This is a genomic window from Bradyrhizobium sp. NBAIM18 (genome assembly GCF_020193825.1).
Classification (GTDB): Bacteria; Pseudomonadota; Alphaproteobacteria; order Rhizobiales; family Xanthobacteraceae; genus Bradyrhizobium; species Bradyrhizobium yuanmingense.
In genome coordinates this window covers 145,025-164,820 of record NZ_JADYVO010000009.1, presented here as the reverse complement: position 1 = coordinate 164,820, position 19,796 = coordinate 145,025, and the positions used below count along the sequence as shown (strand labels likewise).

Below are 19,796 nucleotides of genomic sequence, written 5' to 3'. Positions count from 1 at the left end.
CCTCTTCGGCTGCAACTCACTCGCCCGGAACGAGCCGCCCAAGCGGCGCCTGCGCCGGGCGCCGCAGCTTGCGGCGCGACAGATAGAGCAAAATGCCGGTGACCGAGAACAGCGGCATCAGGGCCGCGGCAATCATGAAGGCGAGCTTGCCGGGCCAGCCCAGGACCGCGCCGCGATGGATATCGAGCATGTTGGCGATGATCTTCTCGCCGAACGTCTTGTCGGCGTAACGTTCGGCGGAGGCGACCTGACCGGTGACGGCATCGATCCGGAATTCATCGCGCGTGGTGTCCAGCGTCGAATCCTTCCCCCACGACCGGATCCGTATCGCCGTGCCAGGCTCCGGCGGCAGCGTCAGCAGAGCCCTGGCAAAGCGGTCGCCCTCCTCACGCCGGAACGTCGTCCATGCCAGGTCGAACCCGATCGGCTGAGCCGACTCGGAACGAGCCGCCGCACGCGGCGCCTTCGCGGACATTCTTGGCTGCATCTTCGCGGCAGAGACTTCTGGACGCGACAGCAGCCAGACGACGCCGTCCTTGTACCAGTCGAACGAGTACCACAGGCCCGTGAGCGTCATCACCAGATAGACCGGAAGAACCCAGGTGCCGATCACCGCATGCAGCGAGCGATGCAGCCCGCGTCCGCTGAGACCGAGATTGGGTTTGAGCCACATCTTCACGCTGCGCACGCGGCGGGGCCAGCGCAGCACGAGGCCCGAGACCAGCATGACGATCAGGCCGAGCGCGGCCACACCGGTGATCTGGCGTCCCCAGCCCTTGGCATCGCCAGGGATCAGCAACCAGCGATGCAGCTTCCGAACCGTCGCGAAGAACGCCTCGCCACGCGGCGCACCCAGCACGCGCGCATCATAGGGGTCGACATAGAGCGAATTCGGCCGCTCGCCCTGCTCGTCGCGCGCGAAGCGGACCCGCACGGCCGCAGTCGGATCGCTCGACAACATGACGGCCGAGACCTGACCGAAATTTTGCCCCGCCCCCAGCCGCGCGACCAGCTCGTCCGGCATCAGCGCCGGCATCTCGCGCGGCACGACGTGCAAGATGCCGGCGTTGAGATGATCGACGATCTCGTCCTCGAAACTCATGATCGCGCCGGTCAGCGCGATCAAGGCTAGCAGCAGCGCGAGCACCAGGCCTGCGATGGAATGGACCTGGAGCAGGACAGTTTTGATCATGTGCCCGGGCCGCGCGGCCATGGCTAGAACTTCACCGTCGCCGAGAGAGACACCCGGCGCGCGTCGCCGATAGCGACGTTTAAATTATTCACGGCTGAGGGATAGTAGACCGTGTCGAACAGGTTCTTGACGTTCACCTGGTACACCACCGGAAACTGCTCGTGTTTCGTCTCGTAAGTCGCAAAGAGGTCTGCGACGACATAGGACGGCAGGAAGAAGCTGTTGATCGAATCGCCGGGACGGTCGCCGACATAGCGCGCGCCGCCGCCGAGACGGAGCTGGCCGGGCAAGGCGGTGCTGAAGTCGTAGACCAGATAGAGCGAAGCGGTGTTCAAGGCGACGTTTTGCAGCTTCTTGCCGAGCAACGTCAGATCCTCGGAGGCCGTCACGCGGGCGTCAGTATAGCCATAGCTCCCAATCAATGCCCAACCGTCGATGAGCCTGCCGGTGACGTCGATTTCGAGGCCGCGCGAATGAGCGCGGCCGACGGTGTGAAGCTCCACCACGCCCGCGCTGTTCGTCTTCGTCGTTTGCACATTCTTCTTGTCGAGGTCGTAGAATGCGACGGTCCCGGAGATGCGCTGGTTGATGTCGAACTTCACGCCGGTCTCGTACGACACACCCTCCTCGGGCGCGACCCTGGAGTCGATCACCACGCCGATCGGCGCAATCGTCGAGTTCGGCTTCAGCGATTCGGTGTAGCTCGCATAAAGCGAGATCTGGTCGGTCAGCTTGAAAATCGCGCCGCCAAGCGGGAGCACCTTGTCTTGCGACACGTTTGTGTTGGTGTTGAACGGCTTTCCGCGTCCGGCGATCTGATCGTAGTCCATATAGCGCACACCACCGACCAGTGCGAACCGCTCGGTCAGATGCAGCGTGTCCTGGAAGAACAGCGACCACTGGCCAAGCTTGTCGGTCTGGGCGCTGTCGGGGTTCGACACCCTGGTTCCAGGCCCGATCAGCCCATAGACAGGATCGTAGACGTTGAAGGCGGGAGTTGTCTGCCGGATCAAGACGTCGCGGTAGATCGTGCGATACTGACCGTCGCCGCCGAATAGCACCTCGTTGCGCATGTCGCCGAGCCAGAAGCCGCCCGAGACATAGGATGTCCCATAGCTGACATTGCTCAGCGAGCTTCCCGTGCCGTCATTGCTGCGCGTCTCGACGCCGGTCGTGAAATTGATGCCGGTGATGCGGAGCTGGTTGGCGCTGAAGGTTTCGGTGTTGTAGCTGTAGCCTGCGTAGAGCTTCCAATCCTGGTTGAAACGGTGCTCGACCGAAGCCTGGATCAGATCGGACGTGCCCCAGGTGTTGTTGAAAGACTCATCCAGTCGGCGCGTAGCGGGCACGGCCAGCGGCGCCTTCGTCACCGGATTGAACGCGGTGCCGCGGTCGAACGGATAGATGAACTCGCGGTGCTCGTAGTTCAGCTGCACCGTGGTGTCCTGGCCGTACCACGCGAGCGAGGGCGCAACCAGCATCTCGCGGTGACGACCGAAATTCCGCCAATAATCCTCGCTGACGCCGTAGCCGATGAAACGATAGGCGAGCCCCTGGTCGCCGATCGGACCGGTGACGTCGAGCAGGCCGTCGGCACCGGTCTTGGAGGCACTGAAGGCCGAGCCGAGCAGCGTGACCGAGCCGTGCTGATAGAGCTCGGGCCGCTTGCTGATGGTGTTGACGATGCCGCCGGGATCCATGATGCCGTAGAGCAGCGAGGCCGGGCCTTTCAGCACCTCGACGCTTTCGACCGCAGGATTGAGACTGCGGCCCTGCACCAGCGGCATGCCGTTGCGCATGATCGATCCGTCGCGGTTGTCGCCGAAGCCACGGCGGATCACCGCGTCCTGGCTGCCGGCGAGCGTGTTGGTCTGGGTGACGCCGGAGACGTTGCTCAGCGCGTCGTCGATGTTGCGCGGGAGCTGGTCTTTCAGCACCTGCGCGGGCACAACGTTGACGGCCTGCGAGGTGTCGAGCGGCGAGGCGCCGCTGCGTAGCGTAGTCGCACTCGGCATCGCGCGGTAGCCGAGCTTGGCGGCTTGCTGTGCGGCGGCTTCGGCAGCGGCGCGCTCCGACAGCGTCGGCGCCGCGGGTGCGGGATTGCGGCTGGGCTGGCGGCGCGCCGCCGTTTGCGTGCGGCGTGACGACTGCTCCGATGCACGTGCCGGCTTCGGTCGTGGCACCGGCGCCTCCACCGTCACCGGCGGCAGAGCCGATTGCGCCTGTGCGCTCGTCGTGATGGAGGGATATTCGATGAGCAGCACCGCTGCTCCCATGAGAAGACCTGCACGGCTCTTGCCGGCACGAGTTCGATGGCCGTTGTCACGTTGGCCATCCACGAAGGCACGCACTTTCATTCCACTTCAAGTCAGGAGCATTGAAGTGTGCGCCTGTAACAGCCGCCGCGATCAAGGAGAACCGTAGCCGAGCTTGAATCGCTCTAGTGTTGAATTGTTCTAAGAGGAGGCGGATGCTGGACAGCAATCATGAATTGCCGGTACACCGCGCATGACACGCTGCACGCGAAATCGCGAGAGCGTGGCCCGATATTTCACGATCACGCGATGGCGGGAGCGATCAACTCGTCGAGCTTCCGCTTGAACGCACTGCCGTCCGACAAAGCGCGGAGCGGCGGACGCACGCGCAGCCAACCTGCATCGCCGGTCTGCGCCGCGAGGATCGCCTTCAGCGTTGCGACCAGGGAGGGCGTCTTCAGCACGACGTCGACCGCCGCCTGCATGCGCGCTTCGACGTCCTTGCCGTCGAGCATGCCCTTGACCAGCTCGGGCACGACGTTGGCCATGCCGCAGATGGTGCCGGCGCCGCCCGCGGCAATCGCGCGAGTGATATCGGCTTCGTTGCCGACGGTGATGGCGAGCTCGGGCGCGGCGGCACGGAATGCCTTGAACTGCTTGAAGTCGCCGCTGGAGTCCTTCAGGCCGGCAACCACTTGGCCGTAGCGCTTGCGCAGGCTTGCGGCGACTGTCGTCGGGATCGCAACGCCCGAGACTTGCGGAATGTGGTAGAGCGAGGCGCGCAGACGATCGTCGGCAACACCGTCGATGACGGCGGCAAAGGCATCCTCGATGCCTTCAGGCGTGACACTCCGATCGAAATAGGGCGGCAGCAGCAACACGTGGCGCAGGCCGAGGCCGAGCACGGCGCGCGTCAGCGCAATGCTGTCCGTGATGGCAGGAAAGCCGCCGCCGATTCCGATGCGCTCCGCCGCGATCCCGGCCCTGAGCATCGCCTCGATCGTCGCGATCCGTTCGGCGGCGTTGAATGAGGTCCCCTCGCCGGTGGTGCCGAACAGCACGACGCCGTCGACGCCCTTGCCGAAGAGGTGCTTGGCGTGAGAGGCGAGCTTGGCGGCGTCCACACTGCCGTCCGTCGCCAGCGGCGTCGCCGACGCCACCCAGAACCCGCGAATCGCCTCGGTCATCACACCACCCTTTGCTGCCGCCCCCGGCTAAGCCGCTGATCTTCAAAGATCTTCCGGACTTGTCGAGGCCTTGTTTTCACTTTACTTTCGCCCTTGTACCTTACATACAACGTTGATGCAAATTCTCCGCGCCATGTGCGCGGCCAGATCTTGAGGAGGTCTCGCATGGACATGGTGACCCCCACCGGACGCCCCGACCAATTGCTCGGCGTGTTGCGCGACAGGCTCGGCGCGGCGGCGGTGCTTGTTGGCACAGATGTGCCGGCGCGCAATTGCAACGACTGGAGCGCGAGCCTGCCGCAGACGCCGCGCGCGGTGATCCGCCCCGTCGATGCGCAGGGCGTTGCCGACGCGATTGCGACCTGCCGGCAGGCGCATTTGCCGTTCGTGCCGCAGGGCGGACTGACCGGACTGTGCCGCGGCGCTTCGCCGGAAGCTGGCTGGGTCGCAATCTCGCTGGAGCGCATGACCGGCATCGAGGAGATCGATCGCGCCTCGATGACGATGACGGTGAAAGCCGGCACGCCGCTGGAGACGATCCAGAAGGCGGCCGACGAAGCCGGCTTCTTCTTTCCGCTCGATCTCGGCTCGCGCGGCTCCTGCGCGATCGGCGGCAATCTCTCGACCAACGCCGGCGGCAACCGCGTGATCCGTTACGGCATGACGCGCGAGCTGGTGCTTGGTCTCGAAGTGGTGCTGCCGGACGGCACCATCATCACCAGCCTCAACAAGCTGATGAAGAACAATGCAGGCTATGACCTGAAGCATCTGTTCATCGGCTCGGAAGGCACCCTCGGCATCATCACCCGCGTGGTGCTAAAACTGTTCCCGAAGCCGCGCTCGACCATGGCCGCGCTGTGCGCGCTGAAGGATTATGCCGCGGTGATCGCGCTGCTCGACGCCGCGCGCTCAGGGCTCGGCCCGCTGCTGTCCGCCTTCGAAGTGATGTGGCCGGATTATTGGGACGTGATCACGAATCGCGCCGGCGTGAAGCCGCCGGTCGCCCCAGGCCACGGTCTCTACGTGCTGGCGGAAGCGCAGGGCACCGACGAGAGCGTGGATGCGCCGCGCTTCCAGAGCTGGCTCGAGGAGCTGATGGAGCGCGGGCTGCTGGCGGATGCCGCGGTGGCGCAATCGCTGGCGCAGACGCAGAGCTTCTGGCGCGTGCGCGACATCTGCGCCGAGTTCGGCCAGGTGCTGGGGCCGCACATCTCCTACGACATCGGCCTTGCGGTGGCACGGATGGACGAGTTCGTCACACGCTGCAAGGCCGCGCTCGCTGCAGGCATCAAGGGTTGCGAGAGTGTCTATTACGGCCATATCGGCGACGGCAATCTGCATCTCGTCGCCTGGGTCACCGGCCTTTCCGTCGCGCAGCAGCCGAAGGAGGAGATGGACGCGATCATCTACGGTCTGGTCCGCGAGCTCGGCGGCAGCGTCTCCGCCGAGCACGGCATCGGCACCTTGAAGAAGCAATGGCTGGGCCATGCGAGGGGCGAGGCCGAGATCGCGCTGATGCGCACGCTCAAGGCGGCGCTCGACCCCGATCACCTGCTCAATCCCGGCAAGGTGATCTGAACGCACCATGCGATCGCTCAAGCTCGATACGCCGAAATCGCTGTCGCAGCGGGTGATGCTGCGGCTGCGCCAGGCCATCATCGACGGCGAGTTCGCGTTAGGCGCTGCCATCTCCGAGGAGATGGTGGCCAACTCCTTCGGCGTCAGCCGCACGCCGGTGCGCGAAGCCATGGGCCAGCTGCAGGCGCAGGGACTCGTGGTGATCCGACCCCAGGTCGGCAGCTTCGTCTTCACGCCGAGTGCGGACGACATCCATGCGCTCTGCACCTTCCGCATTGCGCTCGAGCCCAAGGCCGCCGAGCTCGCCTTCGGCAATGACCGCGACGGCGCGATTGCGTCCATGGGCGCCGCGATCGCGGCGATGGAGCCGGCCGTCGCGGCAAAGGACAACATCGCCTATGGCCGCGCCGACACCGCTTTTCACGAGGCGCTGTTCGCCCATTGCGGCAACCGCTATCTCGCCGAATCCTATCAGCTCGTCTCCGGCCGCGTCGCCGCGCTCCGCACCAATCTGACCTCGCCGATCGACGTGCGCACCCGCACTTCCTTCGACGAGCACCGCAAGCTGCTCGATCTGTTCGCGCGCGGCGAGTTCGCCGGCTTCGAAGGCCTGATGACGACGCACATCACGAATTCGGGAATGGTCTATGCCACGGCGCTGAAGGTGGATTGAGCGCGTCTACCGCTTCTCCTTCGATCCCGGCCTGTCCAGAAAATCCAGAGCGGTGTTGATCTGCTCGAGCTGGTGCTCGATTCGGTCGCGATCCTCCACCGATGGCGCCGTTTCGAGCTGTTCGACCAGCTTCTGCTTCCGCATCAGCAAGTTCTCTATGACCGTACCCACGATTCCCCCATCGCCAGAGGCGACGTCACGAGCGCCGAAACGATGGAGGCGCGCGCAACCCGGGCCCGCGTCGAACCCTTCATCTGAATGTTGCTGGGAGCGATTGGTTCCTCCGGCGCCGTGCCGGATCGCACTACTTCTTGGTGATATTCCAGTAGACCGGGACCGCCCCCTTTACGAGGCCGTCAACGTTGCTGCGTACCGCCCGCACTAGATAGAGCTGTGCAGCAGGCCAATACGGCACATAGTCGACGGCGCGGAGCTGGAGGTCGGCTGCGATCTTCTTTTTCTGCTCGGGATCTGTCGCCAACGCGAATTCGTTGCGCAGCTTTTCGATCTGCTCGTCGCAAGGCCAGCCGAACCAGGCCTTGTCGCAGTTTGCGCGCAGCCCCAGGTGGCCGACCGGCTCGAACATGTCGGCGCCCGTCGGTCCCGACATGAACAGCGACCAGCCGCCCTTGTCGACGGTTTCCTTGGACGCGCGGCGTCCGACCAGCGTGCCCCAGTCCATCGCCTGCGGCTCGACCTTGAGGCCGATCTGGCGCATCATCTGCTCGGCGACGAGGCTGAACGTATTCGTCGGTCCGCTCTCGGTCGCGTGCAGCACCACGACCGGCGTACCATCATAACCGCTGTCGGCGATCAGCTTCTTAGCCTTTTCGATATCGGGCTTGGTCCAGCCGGCAGCCGTGAAATAGGGCGACGAGCACATGTAGAAGCTCGGGCAGCTCTTGTAGAGCTTGGGGTCGCTGACATAGGCTCGCGCGAACTTGTCCTGGTCGATCATGTAGCTGATCGCCTGCCGGACCTTTGGATTGTTGAACGGCGGGACCGAAATGTTCATGCGGAACACCATCTGCATGCCGAGCGTGTCCTGCGGCATCGTCTTGATGTCGGGATTGCCGGCAAGCGTCGGCAGGAAGTCCGGCGGCACCTCCTCGAAAATGTCGATCTCGCCGGCCTGGAGTGCATTGAGCGCGGTCTGCGCATCCGGGATGTAATGCCATTCGACCCGGTCGACCTTGGCGAGCTTACCGCCGGCAAGCCCGCTCGCCGGCTCCGCGCGCGACTTGTAGGACGGGCTCTTGACGTAAACGACCTTGGAGCCCGGAACCCACTCGTCCTTCTTCATGATGAAGGGACCCGAGCCGGTCGCATCCGTGATGGCGGTATCCGCCGGCGTCGCAGCGATCCCCTTCGGCATGATGAAGGGCACGTTGGAGCTCGGCTTGGAGAGCGCCTCGATCACCAGCCCCCACGGGCGCTTGAGCTTCAGTTCGAAGGATTTTTCGTCCCTGACCGTCAGGCTGTCGCTGACGGAGGCAAGCTGTTGGCCAAGGCCATCGCGCTGCCACCAGCGCTTCAGCGATACGACCGCATCCTCCGCGGTGACCGGCTGGCCGTTGCTGAAGGTCAGGCCGCCGCGCAGCGTGAAGGTGTAGGTGAGTTGATCGCTGCCGATCGCAAAGGACTCCAGCATCTGCGGCTGCGCGACGAGCTTCTCATCCAGCGAGAACAGCGTGTCGTACACCATATAGCCGTGGTTACGAACCATATAGTCGGACGTGATCACGGGATCGATCTGCTTGAGATCGCCGAAGGGGCGGATCTTGAGCACCGTCTCCGCAACGGCAGGCGATATTGCACCCAGCCAGCCTGCCGCCATCATGACCGCAAATATTCCGTTCGGCGATCTCATTTGATACTCCTCCCGTTTTCTGTTTCTAGGCAACTGCGTCGGGGGCTACTGCCCGGCCCGGACCCGGCGCGTCGAAGCGTGGCAGCGATCCTGCGTGATGACAGGCGACGGCATGGCCGGGCGTGACTTCAGTCATCGCCGGCGCCGCTTGCGCGCAAATGTCCGTCGCGAACGGACAGCGCGTGCGAAAGCGGCATCCGGACGGCAGCGAAGCGGCGCTCGGCACCTCGCCTTCGAGAGCCGCGCGGCGGCGCCGGTTGCGCGGGTGGACCGCAGGGACGGAATCGATCAACGCCCGCGTATACGGATGCACCGGTGCAGCGAACACGGCTTTCGCCGGCCCCTGCTCGACGATGGCGCCGAGATACATCACCGCCACGTCGTCCGCGAGATAGCGCACCACGGCGAGATCATGCGAGATGAACAGATAGGAGATCCCGATCTCGCGCTGGACATCCTTCAGGAGATTCAGGATCTGGGAGCGGATCGACACGTCCAGCGCCGCGACCGCCTCGTCCGCGACGATCAGCGCGGGATCCGCGGCGAGCGCCCGCGCGATGCCGAGGCGCTGCCGCTGTCCGCCCGACAGATGATGCGGCAGACGTGCGCGAAAATGTTGGGGCAGGCCGACCTGGTCGAACAGACGCGCGACCTTCCGCCGTCGCGACACCACATCGCCGATGCCGAAATTCTGCAAGGGCTCTTCGACGATCTCCGCCGCGGTCATGCGCGAGTTGAGGCAGGCGAAGGGATCCTGGAACACCATCTGCACCTGCTGGCGCTTCCTGCGCAGCGTCTCGCCGGAGAGATTGCCGAAGTCCTCGCCATTGATGTGGACGGAGCCGGCCGTCGGCCGCAACAGGCGCACGACCATGCGGCCGATCGTGGTCTTGCCGCAGCCGCTTTCACCAACGAGGCAGAAGGTACGTCCGCGCGCGACGACGAAGCTGACGTCGTCGACGGCGCGAAGATCGCGCCGGCCGAACAATCCGAACGGCCCCTGCCGTGAGGTGAAGATCTGGGTCAGACCTGAGACCTCGAGGACGGCGCTCATGCCGGCACCATCGCGCCGGCCTTGCCCAGCCAGCATGCCGTCAGGTGCTCGTCAGCGCCCGACAACAACGGCGATTCCGAGTGACACACCGGCATCGCCGCGCCGCAGCGCTGGCGAAAGGCGCAGCCCGTGCCGAGCGAGACCGGGCTCGGCACGCTGCCGGGAATCTCGGCGAGACGATCGCGGGTGCCGCTGTTGAGCTGGCCGATCGCCCCAAGCAGGCCGCGCGTATAGGGATGGGCCGCGGCATCGAAGATGCCGTTGACGCCGGCCTGCTCGACGATGCTGCCGGCGTAGAGCACGACGACCCGGTCGGCCATTTCCGCGACGACCCCGAGATCGTGCGTGATCAGGAGCACGGACGTGCCGAACTCGCGACGCAGATCGTCGATCAGGGTCAAGACCTGGGCCTGGATGGTGACGTCGAGCGCGGTGGTCGGCTCGTCGGCGATCAGCAATGCGGGGCGCAGGGCGAGCGCCATCGCGATCATCACGCGCTGCCGCATGCCACCGGAAAGCTGGTGCGGAAATTCGGAGGCCCGTCGCCGCGCATCCGGAATGCGAACGAGATCGAGCAATCCGACCGCCTGCCGCCGCGCGTCCGCCTCGGACACGCCACGATGCTCGACGATCACCTCCGCGATCTGCTCGCCGACCCGCAGCAGCGGATTGAGCGACGTCATCGGCTCCTGAAACACCATCGCGAGACGGTCGCCCCGGAGCTTGCGCAGTTCCTCGGCCCCGAGCGTGACGAGATCGCGCCCCTCGAAGAGGATGCGGCCGGAAGCGACCTGCATGACACTTCGGTTGAGCAGGCCGATGATGGAGAGCGCGGTCAGGCTCTTGCCGCAGCCGCTCTCGCCGACGAGGCAAAGCGTTTCACCCGGATCGATCGCAAACGAGACGTTGCGGACGAGCGGCACCGGGATGCCTCGGGTGTTGAGCGTAATGGAGAGGTTCTCGACGGAGAGCAGCGGCGTACTCATCGCATCTCGCCCCCGGCAAAGCTCGGATCGAGCAGGTCGCGAAGCGCATCGCCGAGCAGGTTGGCGGCGAGCACCGTCATCGCCAGCATCAAGGCTGGGAAGCCGAGGATCCACGGCGCGATCTGCAGAAACTGCCGTCCCTCCGACATCATGTTTCCCCAACTCGGCACGTCGGGCGGCGTGCCCGCAGCGAGAAACGACAGGATCGATTCCAGGATCATCGCGGAGGCAAAGACGTAGGTCGACTGCACCATGATCGGCCCGGCAGCGCCGGGCAGGATGTGACGATGCAGGATGGTCACGGGACGCCCGCCGCAAGTGATGGCGGCCTCGACATAGACGCGTTCGCGCAAACTGAGAACGCTGGCGCGCACCACGCGCGCCATGCGGGGAATTTCCGGGAGGCTGATCGCCGTGACGATCACGACGGGCGAAGCGCCAATCAGCGCCACGAGTGCGATCGCGAGCAGGATCGCGGGGATTGCCATCACCGCATCCATCGCGCGCATCACGATCTTGTCGACGCTGCGGAAATAACCGGCGATGACACCGATGCACACGCCGATCAGCGTGGTGAGAACAGCAACGGCAATGCCGACCGACAGCGAAACCCGCGTTCCCACCAGCGCGCGGGCAAACACGGAACGTCCGACTTGGTCGGTGCCGAAGGGTTCCGCCGGCGACGGCGGTTGAAGCCGGTTCAGCGGGTCCAGCGCGGCGGGATCCGCAGTGATCCACGGGCTCACGACGGCCGTCACGCCAAAGGCGAGCAGCAGAACGCAACTCAGAGCCAGTATCGGCTGGCGAACCGGCAGGCTCGCGATCTGCGCAAACCGGTTGACACCGATGTCCGGCGCATCGAGCCCTTCTGCTGCGTGGGTCATCGCCATCGGCTCGTCCTGCATCAGTACCGGATCCGCGGATCGACGACGGCGTAGAGAATGTCGACCACGAGATTGACGACGACATAGACGAAGGCGAACAGCAGGATCAGGGCTTGCACCACCGGATAGTCGCGCCGGAGAATGGAGTCTGCGGTCAGCCTGCCGAGGCCGGGAATGGAAAACACGGTCTCGGTAACGACGACGCCGCCAAGCAGCGCGGCAAATCCGATGCCGACGACCGTGATGATCGGGACTGCGGCATTGCTGAGCACGTGCCGTACGATGATTTTGCGGGCCGCGAGCCCCTTGGCATGGGCGGTGCGGACATAATCTTCGCGCAGCACCTCCAGCACCGCAGCGCGCGTCACCCTCGCGATCAAGGCGATATAGAGGAAGCTCAGCGAGATCGCGGGCAGCACGAGCGAATGCAGGCAGGCCAGCACGCCCTGCGACAGCGGCTTATAGCCCTGCACCGGAAACCAGTGCAGGCCGAGTGCGAGCGTATAGACAAGCGCGAAAGCGACGACGAAGACCGGCAATGAGAAGCCGAGCACCGCCCCCGCCATGGTCAGGCGCGCGACGAGCCCCCTCGGACGATAGGCGGCGACGAGGCCGAGCGGCACGGCTACGACGACCGCGATCGTGATCGTCATGAGAGAGAGAAGCAGCGTCGGCTCGATCCGCTGCGCGACGAGCTGCGAGACCGGGATGCGGCTGAACAGCGACAGGCCGAAATCGCCGCTCAGGATGCGGCCGGTCCATGCGAGGAAACGCGGCAGCAGCGGCAGATTGAGTCCGAGCGCCTGGCGCACCGCCTCCACCTGTGGCGGCGAGGCGAAGTCGCCGGCGATCAGCACGGCGGGATCGCCCGGCACGAGGCTCAGCAGCAGAAAGACGAATACCGCGACAGCGAGCAGCACGGGGATGGCCGCGAACAGCCGGCCTAGCACATAGCCGGTCATGCCGAGCGCCTGCACATGCGGACCGGCGATCGCCGGACGCCATCCAGCCCACGCAACATTGCCTCCCTGGTCCTTAATTAAACGTTTTTCTAATGAAGCACGGAAGCTGGTCTATCGCAACGATCTTGTACATTTCTTATGCGTCTTTTGGCTTGCCTCCAGTCAGTCCAACCAATACAAAAACGTTTAACAGGAGAATGGTTGATGCCGGCAGCGCCGTTGCCCACTATCCACGAGGTCGCCCGGCTCGCCGGTGTCTCCGTGGCCACCGTGTCGAAGACGCTCAACCGGTCGGGCAAGGTCAGCGAGCTCCTCCAGGCGCGCGTCAATGCGGCAGCACGCAAGCTCGGCTATGCACCGCATGCCAGCGCCCGCAGCCTGCGCAGCGGCGCCACGCGCATCCTCGGGCTGCTCGTGGCAGACCTCGCCAATCCCTATTTCCTGAGGCTCGTCGAGAGCATCGAGCGGCTGTCGAGCGCCGCGGGATATTCCGTCATTCTCTGCAACAGTGCCGAAGACCCCGAGCGCGAGGAGCGGCATCTTGCCATGCTGCTGTCGCAGCGCGCCGACGGCGTCATCATCATCCCGACCCGGCGCGGCTGGAGCGGACGCCAGGCCGCGCTGGCGGACTTGCCGATGCCGGGCATTCTGGTGGACCGACGCATCGAGGGGCTCGAGCTCGATTCCGTCACGACCGACAACGTTGCGCTGGGACGGCTCGCGGCCGAACATCTCGACGATCTCGGCCATCGCCGCATCGCCGTGATCATGGGATCGCCCGAGCATCAGATCGCGCGCCACCGCCTCGATGGCCTCAGAAGCGGCCTGGCCTCGCGTGGCACCACCCTCGACGAACGGCTGATCGAGAAGGACAATTTCTCCGAGGCCGCCGGCCATGCCGCCGCAATGCGGCTCCTGCGGCATGCGCAGCGACCGACCGCGATCTTCGCCACCAACAATCATCTTTCGCTCGGACTGCTTCGCGCCATTGCCGAGCGCGGTCTCTCGATTCCCGACGACCTCTCCGTCATCGCGGTCGACGAGCCTCCGTGGGCCGGCTTGGTGCGGCCGGGCATGACCATCGTGACGCAGCCATCCGAGGCGATTGCCCAAACCACGATCTCGACCCTGCTGTCGCGAGTTTCGGAGGGACGTTCCGGCGTCGAGGGAGAGGCGAGATCGATCCAGCTTCAGCCGGCGCTGGTGGTGCGCGGGTCCACCGCCGCGATCCGGACATAGAGATGAGTGATGCGCCCAGCCTTGCGCCTTCCACCGGCATTCTTGCGCTGTCCGCCGTCGACGCCATTGCCGAGATTCGCAAAGGCCATCTGTCGCCGCTCGACGTGGTCGATGCCGCGATCGACAGGATCGAAGCGACGGATGCGGGAATCAACGCGATTCCGGTTCGCTGCTTCGAGGCCGCACGGGGTGAAGCACGGCGGCTTATGGAGAGAAAGGCGGCCGGTGAGGACTGGCCCCTGCTCTGCGGGCTTCCGCTCGCGGTCAAGGACAACACCGATGTCGCAGGCGTGCCGACCAGCGGCGGCAGCGCGCTGGCGGCCCGCGGCGCCCCCGAGATATCGAATCCCGCGATCTATCGTCTCCAGCGCAATGGCGCCATCGCCGTGGGCAAGAGCAATCTGTCGGAGCTCGGCGGCGCCAACACCACCAACGCGCTGTTCGGCGCGACGCGCAATCCGTTCTTTCCTGCGCTGACCGCGGGCGGCTCCTCCGGCGGATCGGCAGCGGCGCTGGCCGCGCATCAGGTCTATCTCGCCCATGGCAACGATGTCGGCGGCAGCCTGCGCACGCCGGCCGCATTTTGCGGTGTTGCGGGGCTGAGGCCCACACCGGGCCTCGTGCCAAGAAAGCCGCTCTCCGATCCGTTCGACACCGTTTTCGTCGAGGGACCGATGGCGCGGACGATTCCCGATCTTGCCTTGATGCTGGATGCGATGGCCGGCTTCCATCCGCCCGATCTGTTGTCGCGCGAGCATCCCGCATCGTTCCGCAACGCCGCCGCACGACCCGGATGGGCGGGGCGAATAGCGGTGTCCGAGGATCTCGGCCTGCTGCCGGTCGATCATGACATTCGTTCCGCCTTCCGCGGCGCGATCGACCAGCTCCAACCCGCCGGCTGCAGGATGAGCGAGACCGCCCCTGATCTCGCCGGGCTGCCGCGCGTGATCCGCGCGCTACGTGGTCTCGCCTATCTTGCCACCTGGGGCAGACTTTGGCCGCAATCGCGCGAGCGCTTCACGCCCGAGGTTGCCAGCGACATCGCACATGGCGAAAGCCTGTCCGCGCGAGGCATCGCGTCCGCGATGGAGCAGTGGGCGGCCATCTACCGGCGCATGCAGGACTTCTTCACCGACTTCGACATCCTGATCTGCCCGACCACGCAGGTCGCGCCGTTCCCTGTCGAGATCATGTGGCCGGCCGAGATCGAGGGGACGGCATCGAAGATCTACATCGACTGGATCATGATCACCTATGTCTGGTCGATCCTCGGCTGCCCTGCGCTGGCGGTGCCCGCCGGCCGCGATGGGGCCGGCATGCCGGTCTCCTTGCAGGTCGTCGGCCCACCGCACAGCGAGGAGCGCCTGATCTCCTTCGCGGCGCGGATCGAGCAGGCGTTTTCCTCGCCATCCTGAGGGAAAGGCCATGTCCCGCGGAACCTGATCTTTCACGCGCCCGTCGGTTGAATTCATGGCCTCGGAGCCCTATGCGTAGGCGCCATGGACACCCAGATGATCACCGCCGAAAAGCCGCTGATGGCTCAGGCGCGCCCGCGCAAGCCGGCGCCGTTCCTCCCCATGAGCCGCGCCGAGATGAATGCGCTCGGCTGGGACGCCTGCGACATCGTGCTGGTCACCGGGGATGCCTATGTCGACCATCCGAGCTTCGGCATGGCGATCATCGGCCGGCTGCTGGAGGCGCAAGGGTTTCGGGTCGGCATCATCGCGCAGCCGGACTGGCATTCGGCGGAGCCGTTCAAGGCGCTCGGCAAGCCAAGAGTGTTCTTCGGCGTCACCGGCGGCAACATGGATTCCATGGTGAACCGCTACACCGCGGACCGGCGCATCCGCAGCGATGACGCCTATACGGCGGGCGGCGAAGGCGGCAAGCGGCCGGACCGCTGCACGATCGTCTACGCCCAGCGCTGCCGCGAGGCGTTCAAGGATACCCCGATCGTGCTCGGCGGCATCGAGGCTTCGCTGCGCCGGATCGCGCATTACGATTACTGGTCCGACAAGGTGCGCCGCTCGGTGCTGCCGGACGCCAAGGCTGACTTGCTGCTCTACGGCAACGCCGAGCGTGCCGTGGTCGAAGTGGCGCACCGGCTCGCTGCCGGCGAGGCGCCGCGCGAGCTCGACGACATCAGGGGCGTGGCGCTGTTCCGAAAAGTGCCGGACGATTACACCGAGCTGCACGCCGACGATCTCGAGTCCGCCGATGAGGGCGCATCGCGTCAACGCGGGCCCACCGTGATCCGCCTGCCGGCGCTGGAGCAGGTCGAGCAGGACAAGGAAGCCTATGCGCGCGCCTCGCGCGTGCTGCACCGGGAGAGCAATCCCGGCAATGCACGGCCGCTGGTGCAGCGTCACGGCGACCGCGACCTCTGGCTCAATCCGCCGCCGATCCCGCTCACGACGGAAGAGATGGACGCGGTCTACGATCTGCCTTACGCACGCGCGCCGCACCCGTCCTATGGCGATGCACGCATTCCCGCCTGGGAGATGATCAAGTTCTCGGTGACGATCATGCGCGGCTGCTTCGGCGGCTGCACCTTCTGCTCGATCACCGAGCACGAGGGCCGCATCATCCAGAACCGCTCGGAGGGATCGATCCTGCGCGAGATCGAGCGCATCCGCGACAAGACGCCGGGCTTCACCGGCGTCATCTCCGACATCGGCGGCCCCACCGCCAACATGTACCGGATGGCGTGCAAGGACCCGAAGGTCGAGGCGGCATGCCGCCGTCCTTCCTGCGTCTTCCCCGAGATCTGCCCGAACCTCAACACCTCGCATGACGACCTGATCCGGCTCTATCGCAAGGTGCGCGAGACCAAGGGTATCAAGAAGGTGATGGTCGCCTCCGGCGTGCGCTACGACCTCGCGGTCGAGAGCCCCGAATACATCAAGGAGCTCGTCACCCATCACGTCGGCGGCTACTTGAAGATCGCGCCTGAACATACCGAGCGCGGCCCGCTCGACAAGATGATGAAGCCGGGCATCGGCGCCTACAACAAGTTCAAGCGCATGTTCGACGAGGCGGCCGAACGCGCCGGCAAGAAATATTACCTGATCCCCTACTTCATCGCGGCGCATCCAGGCACGACCGACGAGGACATGATGAACCTCGCGCTGTGGCTGAAGAAGAACCGCTACCGCGCCGACCAGGTGCAGACCTTCCTGCCCTCGCCGATGGCGACCGCGACCGCGATGTACCACACCGGCGTCAACCCCTTGCGCGGCGTGCGCCACGGCGGCAGCGACAGGGTCGAGGCGATCAAGGGCCTGCGCCAGCGCCGCCTGCACAAGGCCTTCCTGCGCTACCACGACCCCGACAATTGGCCGCTGCTGCGCGAGGCCTTGATCGAGATGGGCCGCCGCGACCTAATCGGCTCGCAGCCGCATCAGCTCGTGCCTGCGCACCAGCCTCCCGGCACCGGCAAGGCCGCCGGCACCAGGCGGCCAATGCGGCCCGGCGGCAAGACGCAGAAGTTTACGACCAAGGGCCTGCGGGTGATGAAGTAGCGCGCGAGCCGGATGAGGCGCGGGTCGGGGGCGCTTTCGCGCTCTCCCAAACAAAAGTTCGAAAACAACCCCATGCACAGTAGGCAGGGGCAGCAAAATCAACAGCTTAGAGCGCCACGAGATCGGATGGCGCGTCACTCGCCTTTAGCTCGTTGATCGAGCACAATTTTTTCGAATAGTTGCTTCTGATTCTGCTGATCAGACGAAGCCGTTGCTCCGTCGGGCAAAACAGGAGCAGAATGCCAGCATCGGATGTACCGGGATCGGGAGCCCCTTCCGTTGTTGAGCACGGGTGTCGTCGAGTTCACGACCGCGTCGTGCGCGCAGTTCGTTCCGCGGCTCGACGTGCTGCAGGCGGCGGCGCTCATGATCGCTTGATCGCCAGCAGCCCAGCGGGAGGCTGCGATACCCGCTGCCGGCTTTACCGCGCTCGAGGTGCTCGCGGCTTTTGGCCCAGCGGCGAAGTTGCGTGGGGTCTGACGGAAGTCCACTGATCGCGTCAGAGCGGACCAGATTGACGAAGCCTTAGTTCTTCGCGTCTTGACCCTTAGTGGACTCCAGACCTGTCGCCGGCCCTTGTTTCGAGGTTGAATTGCCACGATCGCTCTGTATAACGACACATGGGTGCTCGTTGCATTGAGCAGCGACAGGTCGAGCGATGGTCGGGCCGCCACGCGGATTGAGTGCGCCCATGCATAATAGACCAACGTTCGACGATGTGCCCAAAGCCCAGCGGCTGGCAGAACAGGCCTTCAGCACTCTCCATCGGTTTTTGCATGTTGAGGCTGTCAGCGGCGTTGCGCTTCTCGTGGCCGCCGCAGCGGCGCTGTTTTGGGCCAATTCTCGATTCGATCACAGCTATCACGATTTCTGGAACCTTCAGCTCTCAATCGGCTTTGGGGACTACGTCTTTTCACGGTCGCTGCATTTCTGGGTCAACGACGTTCTGATGACCATCTTCTTCCTCGTTGTGGGAATGGAGATCAAACGCGAAATCCATGAAGGCGCCCTTAGTCGGTTCGACCAAGCCATTCTGCCACTGATCGCCGCGGCCGGTGGCGTCATCGTCCCGGCGCTGATCTATCTAAGCCTCAACCACGACCCGGCGGGCGTGCGAGGCTGGGCCGTGCCCACCGCAACCGATATCGCTTTCGCTGTCGGAGTACTTGCCCTGCTTGGGCGCAAAATCCCAGTCAATGTGCGTGTCTTGCTGCTGGCTCTCGCGATCATCGACGACATCATCGCAGTGATGATCATCGCCTTGTTCTACTCCACTGGCCTTCAGCTTGGCGGATTCGCCATCGCGTCGATCGGCGTTCTCGGGGTCTTAGGATTACAGCGGATTGGGATCGGTTCTGCACTCTTGTACGTGCTGCCCGGCTCTTTGGTATGGATTGGCTTCATGGTGGCGGGAATCCATCCAACCCTTGCAGGCGTTGTCCTCGGACTGATAACTCCCGCACGCGCTATACCGGTGCGTGAACCACCGCTGGAGGTGCTGTCGCGAGTACTAAAGCAGTTGCGAAGCAGCGATGCAGTGAACGCGAAAGATCCGCACCGGTTAGAGCGACCGCTGCGAGATCTTCGCGTCGCTCACCGCGAAATTTTGCCGCCGGTTTCCCGAGTGCAGATGGCACTACATCCGTGGGTGGCTTATGGCGTCATGCCGGTCTTTGCGCTGGCGAACGCCGGAGTCGGCATCACCGGCGCTGATCTCGCTTCTGGGGGGCAATTGGTGATGATGGGTACATCAATTGCCCTGGTCGCCGGCAAACCGCTTGGAGTCGTCGGCGCGAGCTGGGTTGCGGTACGACTGAGCTGGTGTCGCCTTGCTCCCGATGTTTCTTGGGGCGGCGTCTGTCTGGTCGGCCTGCTGGCTGGCATCGGTTTCACGATGTCCATTTTCATTTCAATGCTGACCTTCTCCGATGAAGCACTACTGAGGGCAGCGAAACTGGGCGTACTCCTCGGCTCGCTTGTTGCCGCCACGCTGGGCCTCGGTTGGGGCGCCATCTACGCGCGATGGCGGTGAGCAGATCAATGGCCTTCAAAGCTCAACACGTATCGTTCGTATCATTCGCCGTTGAGGTTCTATCAACGGGGATCACCCAGGTGATGATCGTCGAAACCGGTTTGCATCTGAATCCGAAGCATCCTTTGTACAACAAAACCGCCGTGGAAGATCTCATCTCGGCCGCGCAAGAATATGTTCGCTCCAACGTCGAGCGGCATGCCGCCATTCGGCTTGTTTCGACCCAGAACGGGGAGATCTAACTGTGGACTGGGAAAAGGGGCAAACACCTATCGGGCGCCAGCGGTTTGATCCTTCCCGGAGGTCAAAGGGTCATCAGAAGCTTTTCTGAGCAGCGGTTGTCGCCCGAATCCATTTCTCAAT

16 protein-coding genes are annotated in these 19,796 nt (G+C 64.6%); 7 read left to right on the top strand and 9 right to left on the bottom strand.

Going from position 1 to position 19,796, the window contains the following annotated elements; all coding sequences use genetic code 11:
- Positions 1-16: 16 nt before the first annotated feature.
- The 3 genes from I6F17_RS21300 to I6F17_RS21290 all read right to left on the bottom strand — a co-directional run bounded on the left by I6F17_RS21300 (position 17) and on the right by I6F17_RS21290 (position 4,634).
- Positions 17-1,213: a PepSY-associated TM helix domain-containing protein gene (locus I6F17_RS21300; RefSeq protein ID WP_225124363.1), complete on the bottom strand. Its 1,197-nt coding sequence runs from the start codon at positions 1,211-1,213 to the stop codon at positions 17-19.
- 2 nt (positions 1,214-1,215) lie between these two features.
- Positions 1,216-3,549 carry a TonB-dependent siderophore receptor gene (locus I6F17_RS21295; protein ID WP_225124362.1) on the bottom strand — a complete coding sequence of 778 codons (2,334 nt, stop codon included), beginning with the start codon at positions 3,547-3,549 and terminating at the stop codon, positions 1,216-1,218.
- A gap of 200 nt (positions 3,550-3,749) precedes the next feature.
- Positions 3,750-4,634 carry a dihydrodipicolinate synthase family protein gene (locus tag I6F17_RS21290; protein ID WP_036041715.1) on the bottom strand — a complete coding sequence of 295 codons (885 nt, stop codon included), beginning with the start codon at positions 4,632-4,634 and terminating at the stop codon, positions 3,750-3,752.
- Positions 4,635-4,799: 165 nt separating this feature from the next.
- On the opposite strand from I6F17_RS21290, the gene I6F17_RS21285 reads away from it, so the two are divergent.
- Both I6F17_RS21285 and I6F17_RS21280 read left to right on the top strand, forming a co-directional pair.
- Positions 4,800-6,212 carry an FAD-binding oxidoreductase gene (locus I6F17_RS21285; RefSeq protein WP_036041677.1) on the top strand — a complete coding sequence of 471 codons (1,413 nt, stop codon included), beginning with the start codon at positions 4,800-4,802 and terminating at the stop codon, positions 6,210-6,212.
- 7 nt (positions 6,213-6,219) lie between these two features.
- The gene (locus I6F17_RS21280) at positions 6,220-6,885 is read left to right on the top strand and encodes a GntR family transcriptional regulator (protein ID WP_036041678.1); all 666 of its coding nucleotides are present in this window, start codon (positions 6,220-6,222) and stop codon (positions 6,883-6,885) included.
- Positions 6,886-6,891: 6 nt separating this feature from the next.
- Here the strand turns inward: I6F17_RS21280 and I6F17_RS21275 are convergent, their stop codons facing one another.
- From I6F17_RS21275 to I6F17_RS21250, 6 genes are all read right to left on the bottom strand, one after another.
- Positions 6,892-7,029: a hypothetical protein gene (locus tag I6F17_RS21275; RefSeq protein ID WP_162131255.1), complete on the bottom strand. Its 138-nt coding sequence runs from the start codon at positions 7,027-7,029 to the stop codon at positions 6,892-6,894.
- 160 nt (positions 7,030-7,189) lie between these two features.
- On the bottom strand, positions 7,190-8,755 hold the full coding sequence (locus tag I6F17_RS21270; RefSeq protein ID WP_036041680.1) for an ABC transporter substrate-binding protein: 1,566 nt from the start codon (positions 8,753-8,755) through the stop codon (positions 7,190-7,192).
- 25 nt (positions 8,756-8,780) lie between these two features.
- Positions 8,781-9,809: an oligopeptide/dipeptide ABC transporter ATP-binding protein gene (locus I6F17_RS21265; RefSeq protein WP_063710677.1), complete on the bottom strand. Its 1,029-nt coding sequence runs from the start codon at positions 9,807-9,809 to the stop codon at positions 8,781-8,783.
- The gene (locus tag I6F17_RS21260; protein ID WP_225124361.1) at positions 9,806-10,795 is read right to left on the bottom strand and encodes an ABC transporter ATP-binding protein; all 990 of its coding nucleotides are present in this window, start codon (positions 10,793-10,795) and stop codon (positions 9,806-9,808) included. Before I6F17_RS21260 ends, I6F17_RS21265 begins: the two co-directional genes overlap by 4 nt.
- Positions 10,792-11,679: an ABC transporter permease gene (locus I6F17_RS21255; RefSeq protein WP_081493808.1), complete on the bottom strand. Its 888-nt coding sequence runs from the start codon at positions 11,677-11,679 to the stop codon at positions 10,792-10,794. Before I6F17_RS21255 ends, I6F17_RS21260 begins: the two co-directional genes overlap by 4 nt.
- A gap of 20 nt (positions 11,680-11,699) precedes the next feature.
- A complete protein-coding gene (locus tag I6F17_RS21250; RefSeq protein WP_036041720.1) occupies positions 11,700-12,641 on the bottom strand; it encodes an ABC transporter permease in 942 nt (313 codons plus the stop codon).
- A 204-nt stretch (positions 12,642-12,845) separates the two neighbouring features.
- Here I6F17_RS21250 and I6F17_RS21245 point away from each other — a divergent pair, with 204 nt between their 5' ends.
- The 5 genes from I6F17_RS21245 to I6F17_RS21225 all read left to right on the top strand — a co-directional run bounded on the left by I6F17_RS21245 (position 12,846) and on the right by I6F17_RS21225 (position 19,675).
- Positions 12,846-13,880 (top strand): LacI family DNA-binding transcriptional regulator, encoded by a 1,035-nt coding sequence (locus I6F17_RS21245; protein WP_225124360.1) that lies wholly within the window; start codon positions 12,846-12,848, stop codon positions 13,878-13,880.
- A 2-nt stretch (positions 13,881-13,882) separates the two neighbouring features.
- A complete protein-coding gene (locus tag I6F17_RS21240; RefSeq protein WP_225124359.1) occupies positions 13,883-15,295 on the top strand; it encodes an amidase in 1,413 nt (470 codons plus the stop codon).
- Between the two features lie 84 nt (positions 15,296-15,379).
- Positions 15,380-17,401 (top strand): YgiQ family radical SAM protein, encoded by a 2,022-nt coding sequence (locus I6F17_RS21235; protein ID WP_225124358.1) that lies wholly within the window; start codon positions 15,380-15,382, stop codon positions 17,399-17,401.
- Between the two features lie 691 nt (positions 17,402-18,092).
- Positions 18,093-19,433, top strand: coding sequence for a Na+/H+ antiporter NhaA (gene nhaA, locus I6F17_RS21230; RefSeq protein WP_225124357.1), 1,341 nt, complete (start codon positions 18,093-18,095; stop codon positions 19,431-19,433).
- 8 nt (positions 19,434-19,441) lie between these two features.
- Entirely contained in the window at positions 19,442-19,675 is a 234-nt protein-coding gene (locus I6F17_RS21225) for a hypothetical protein (protein WP_225124356.1), read from the top strand.
- The last annotated feature ends 121 nt before the right edge of the window (positions 19,676-19,796 follow it).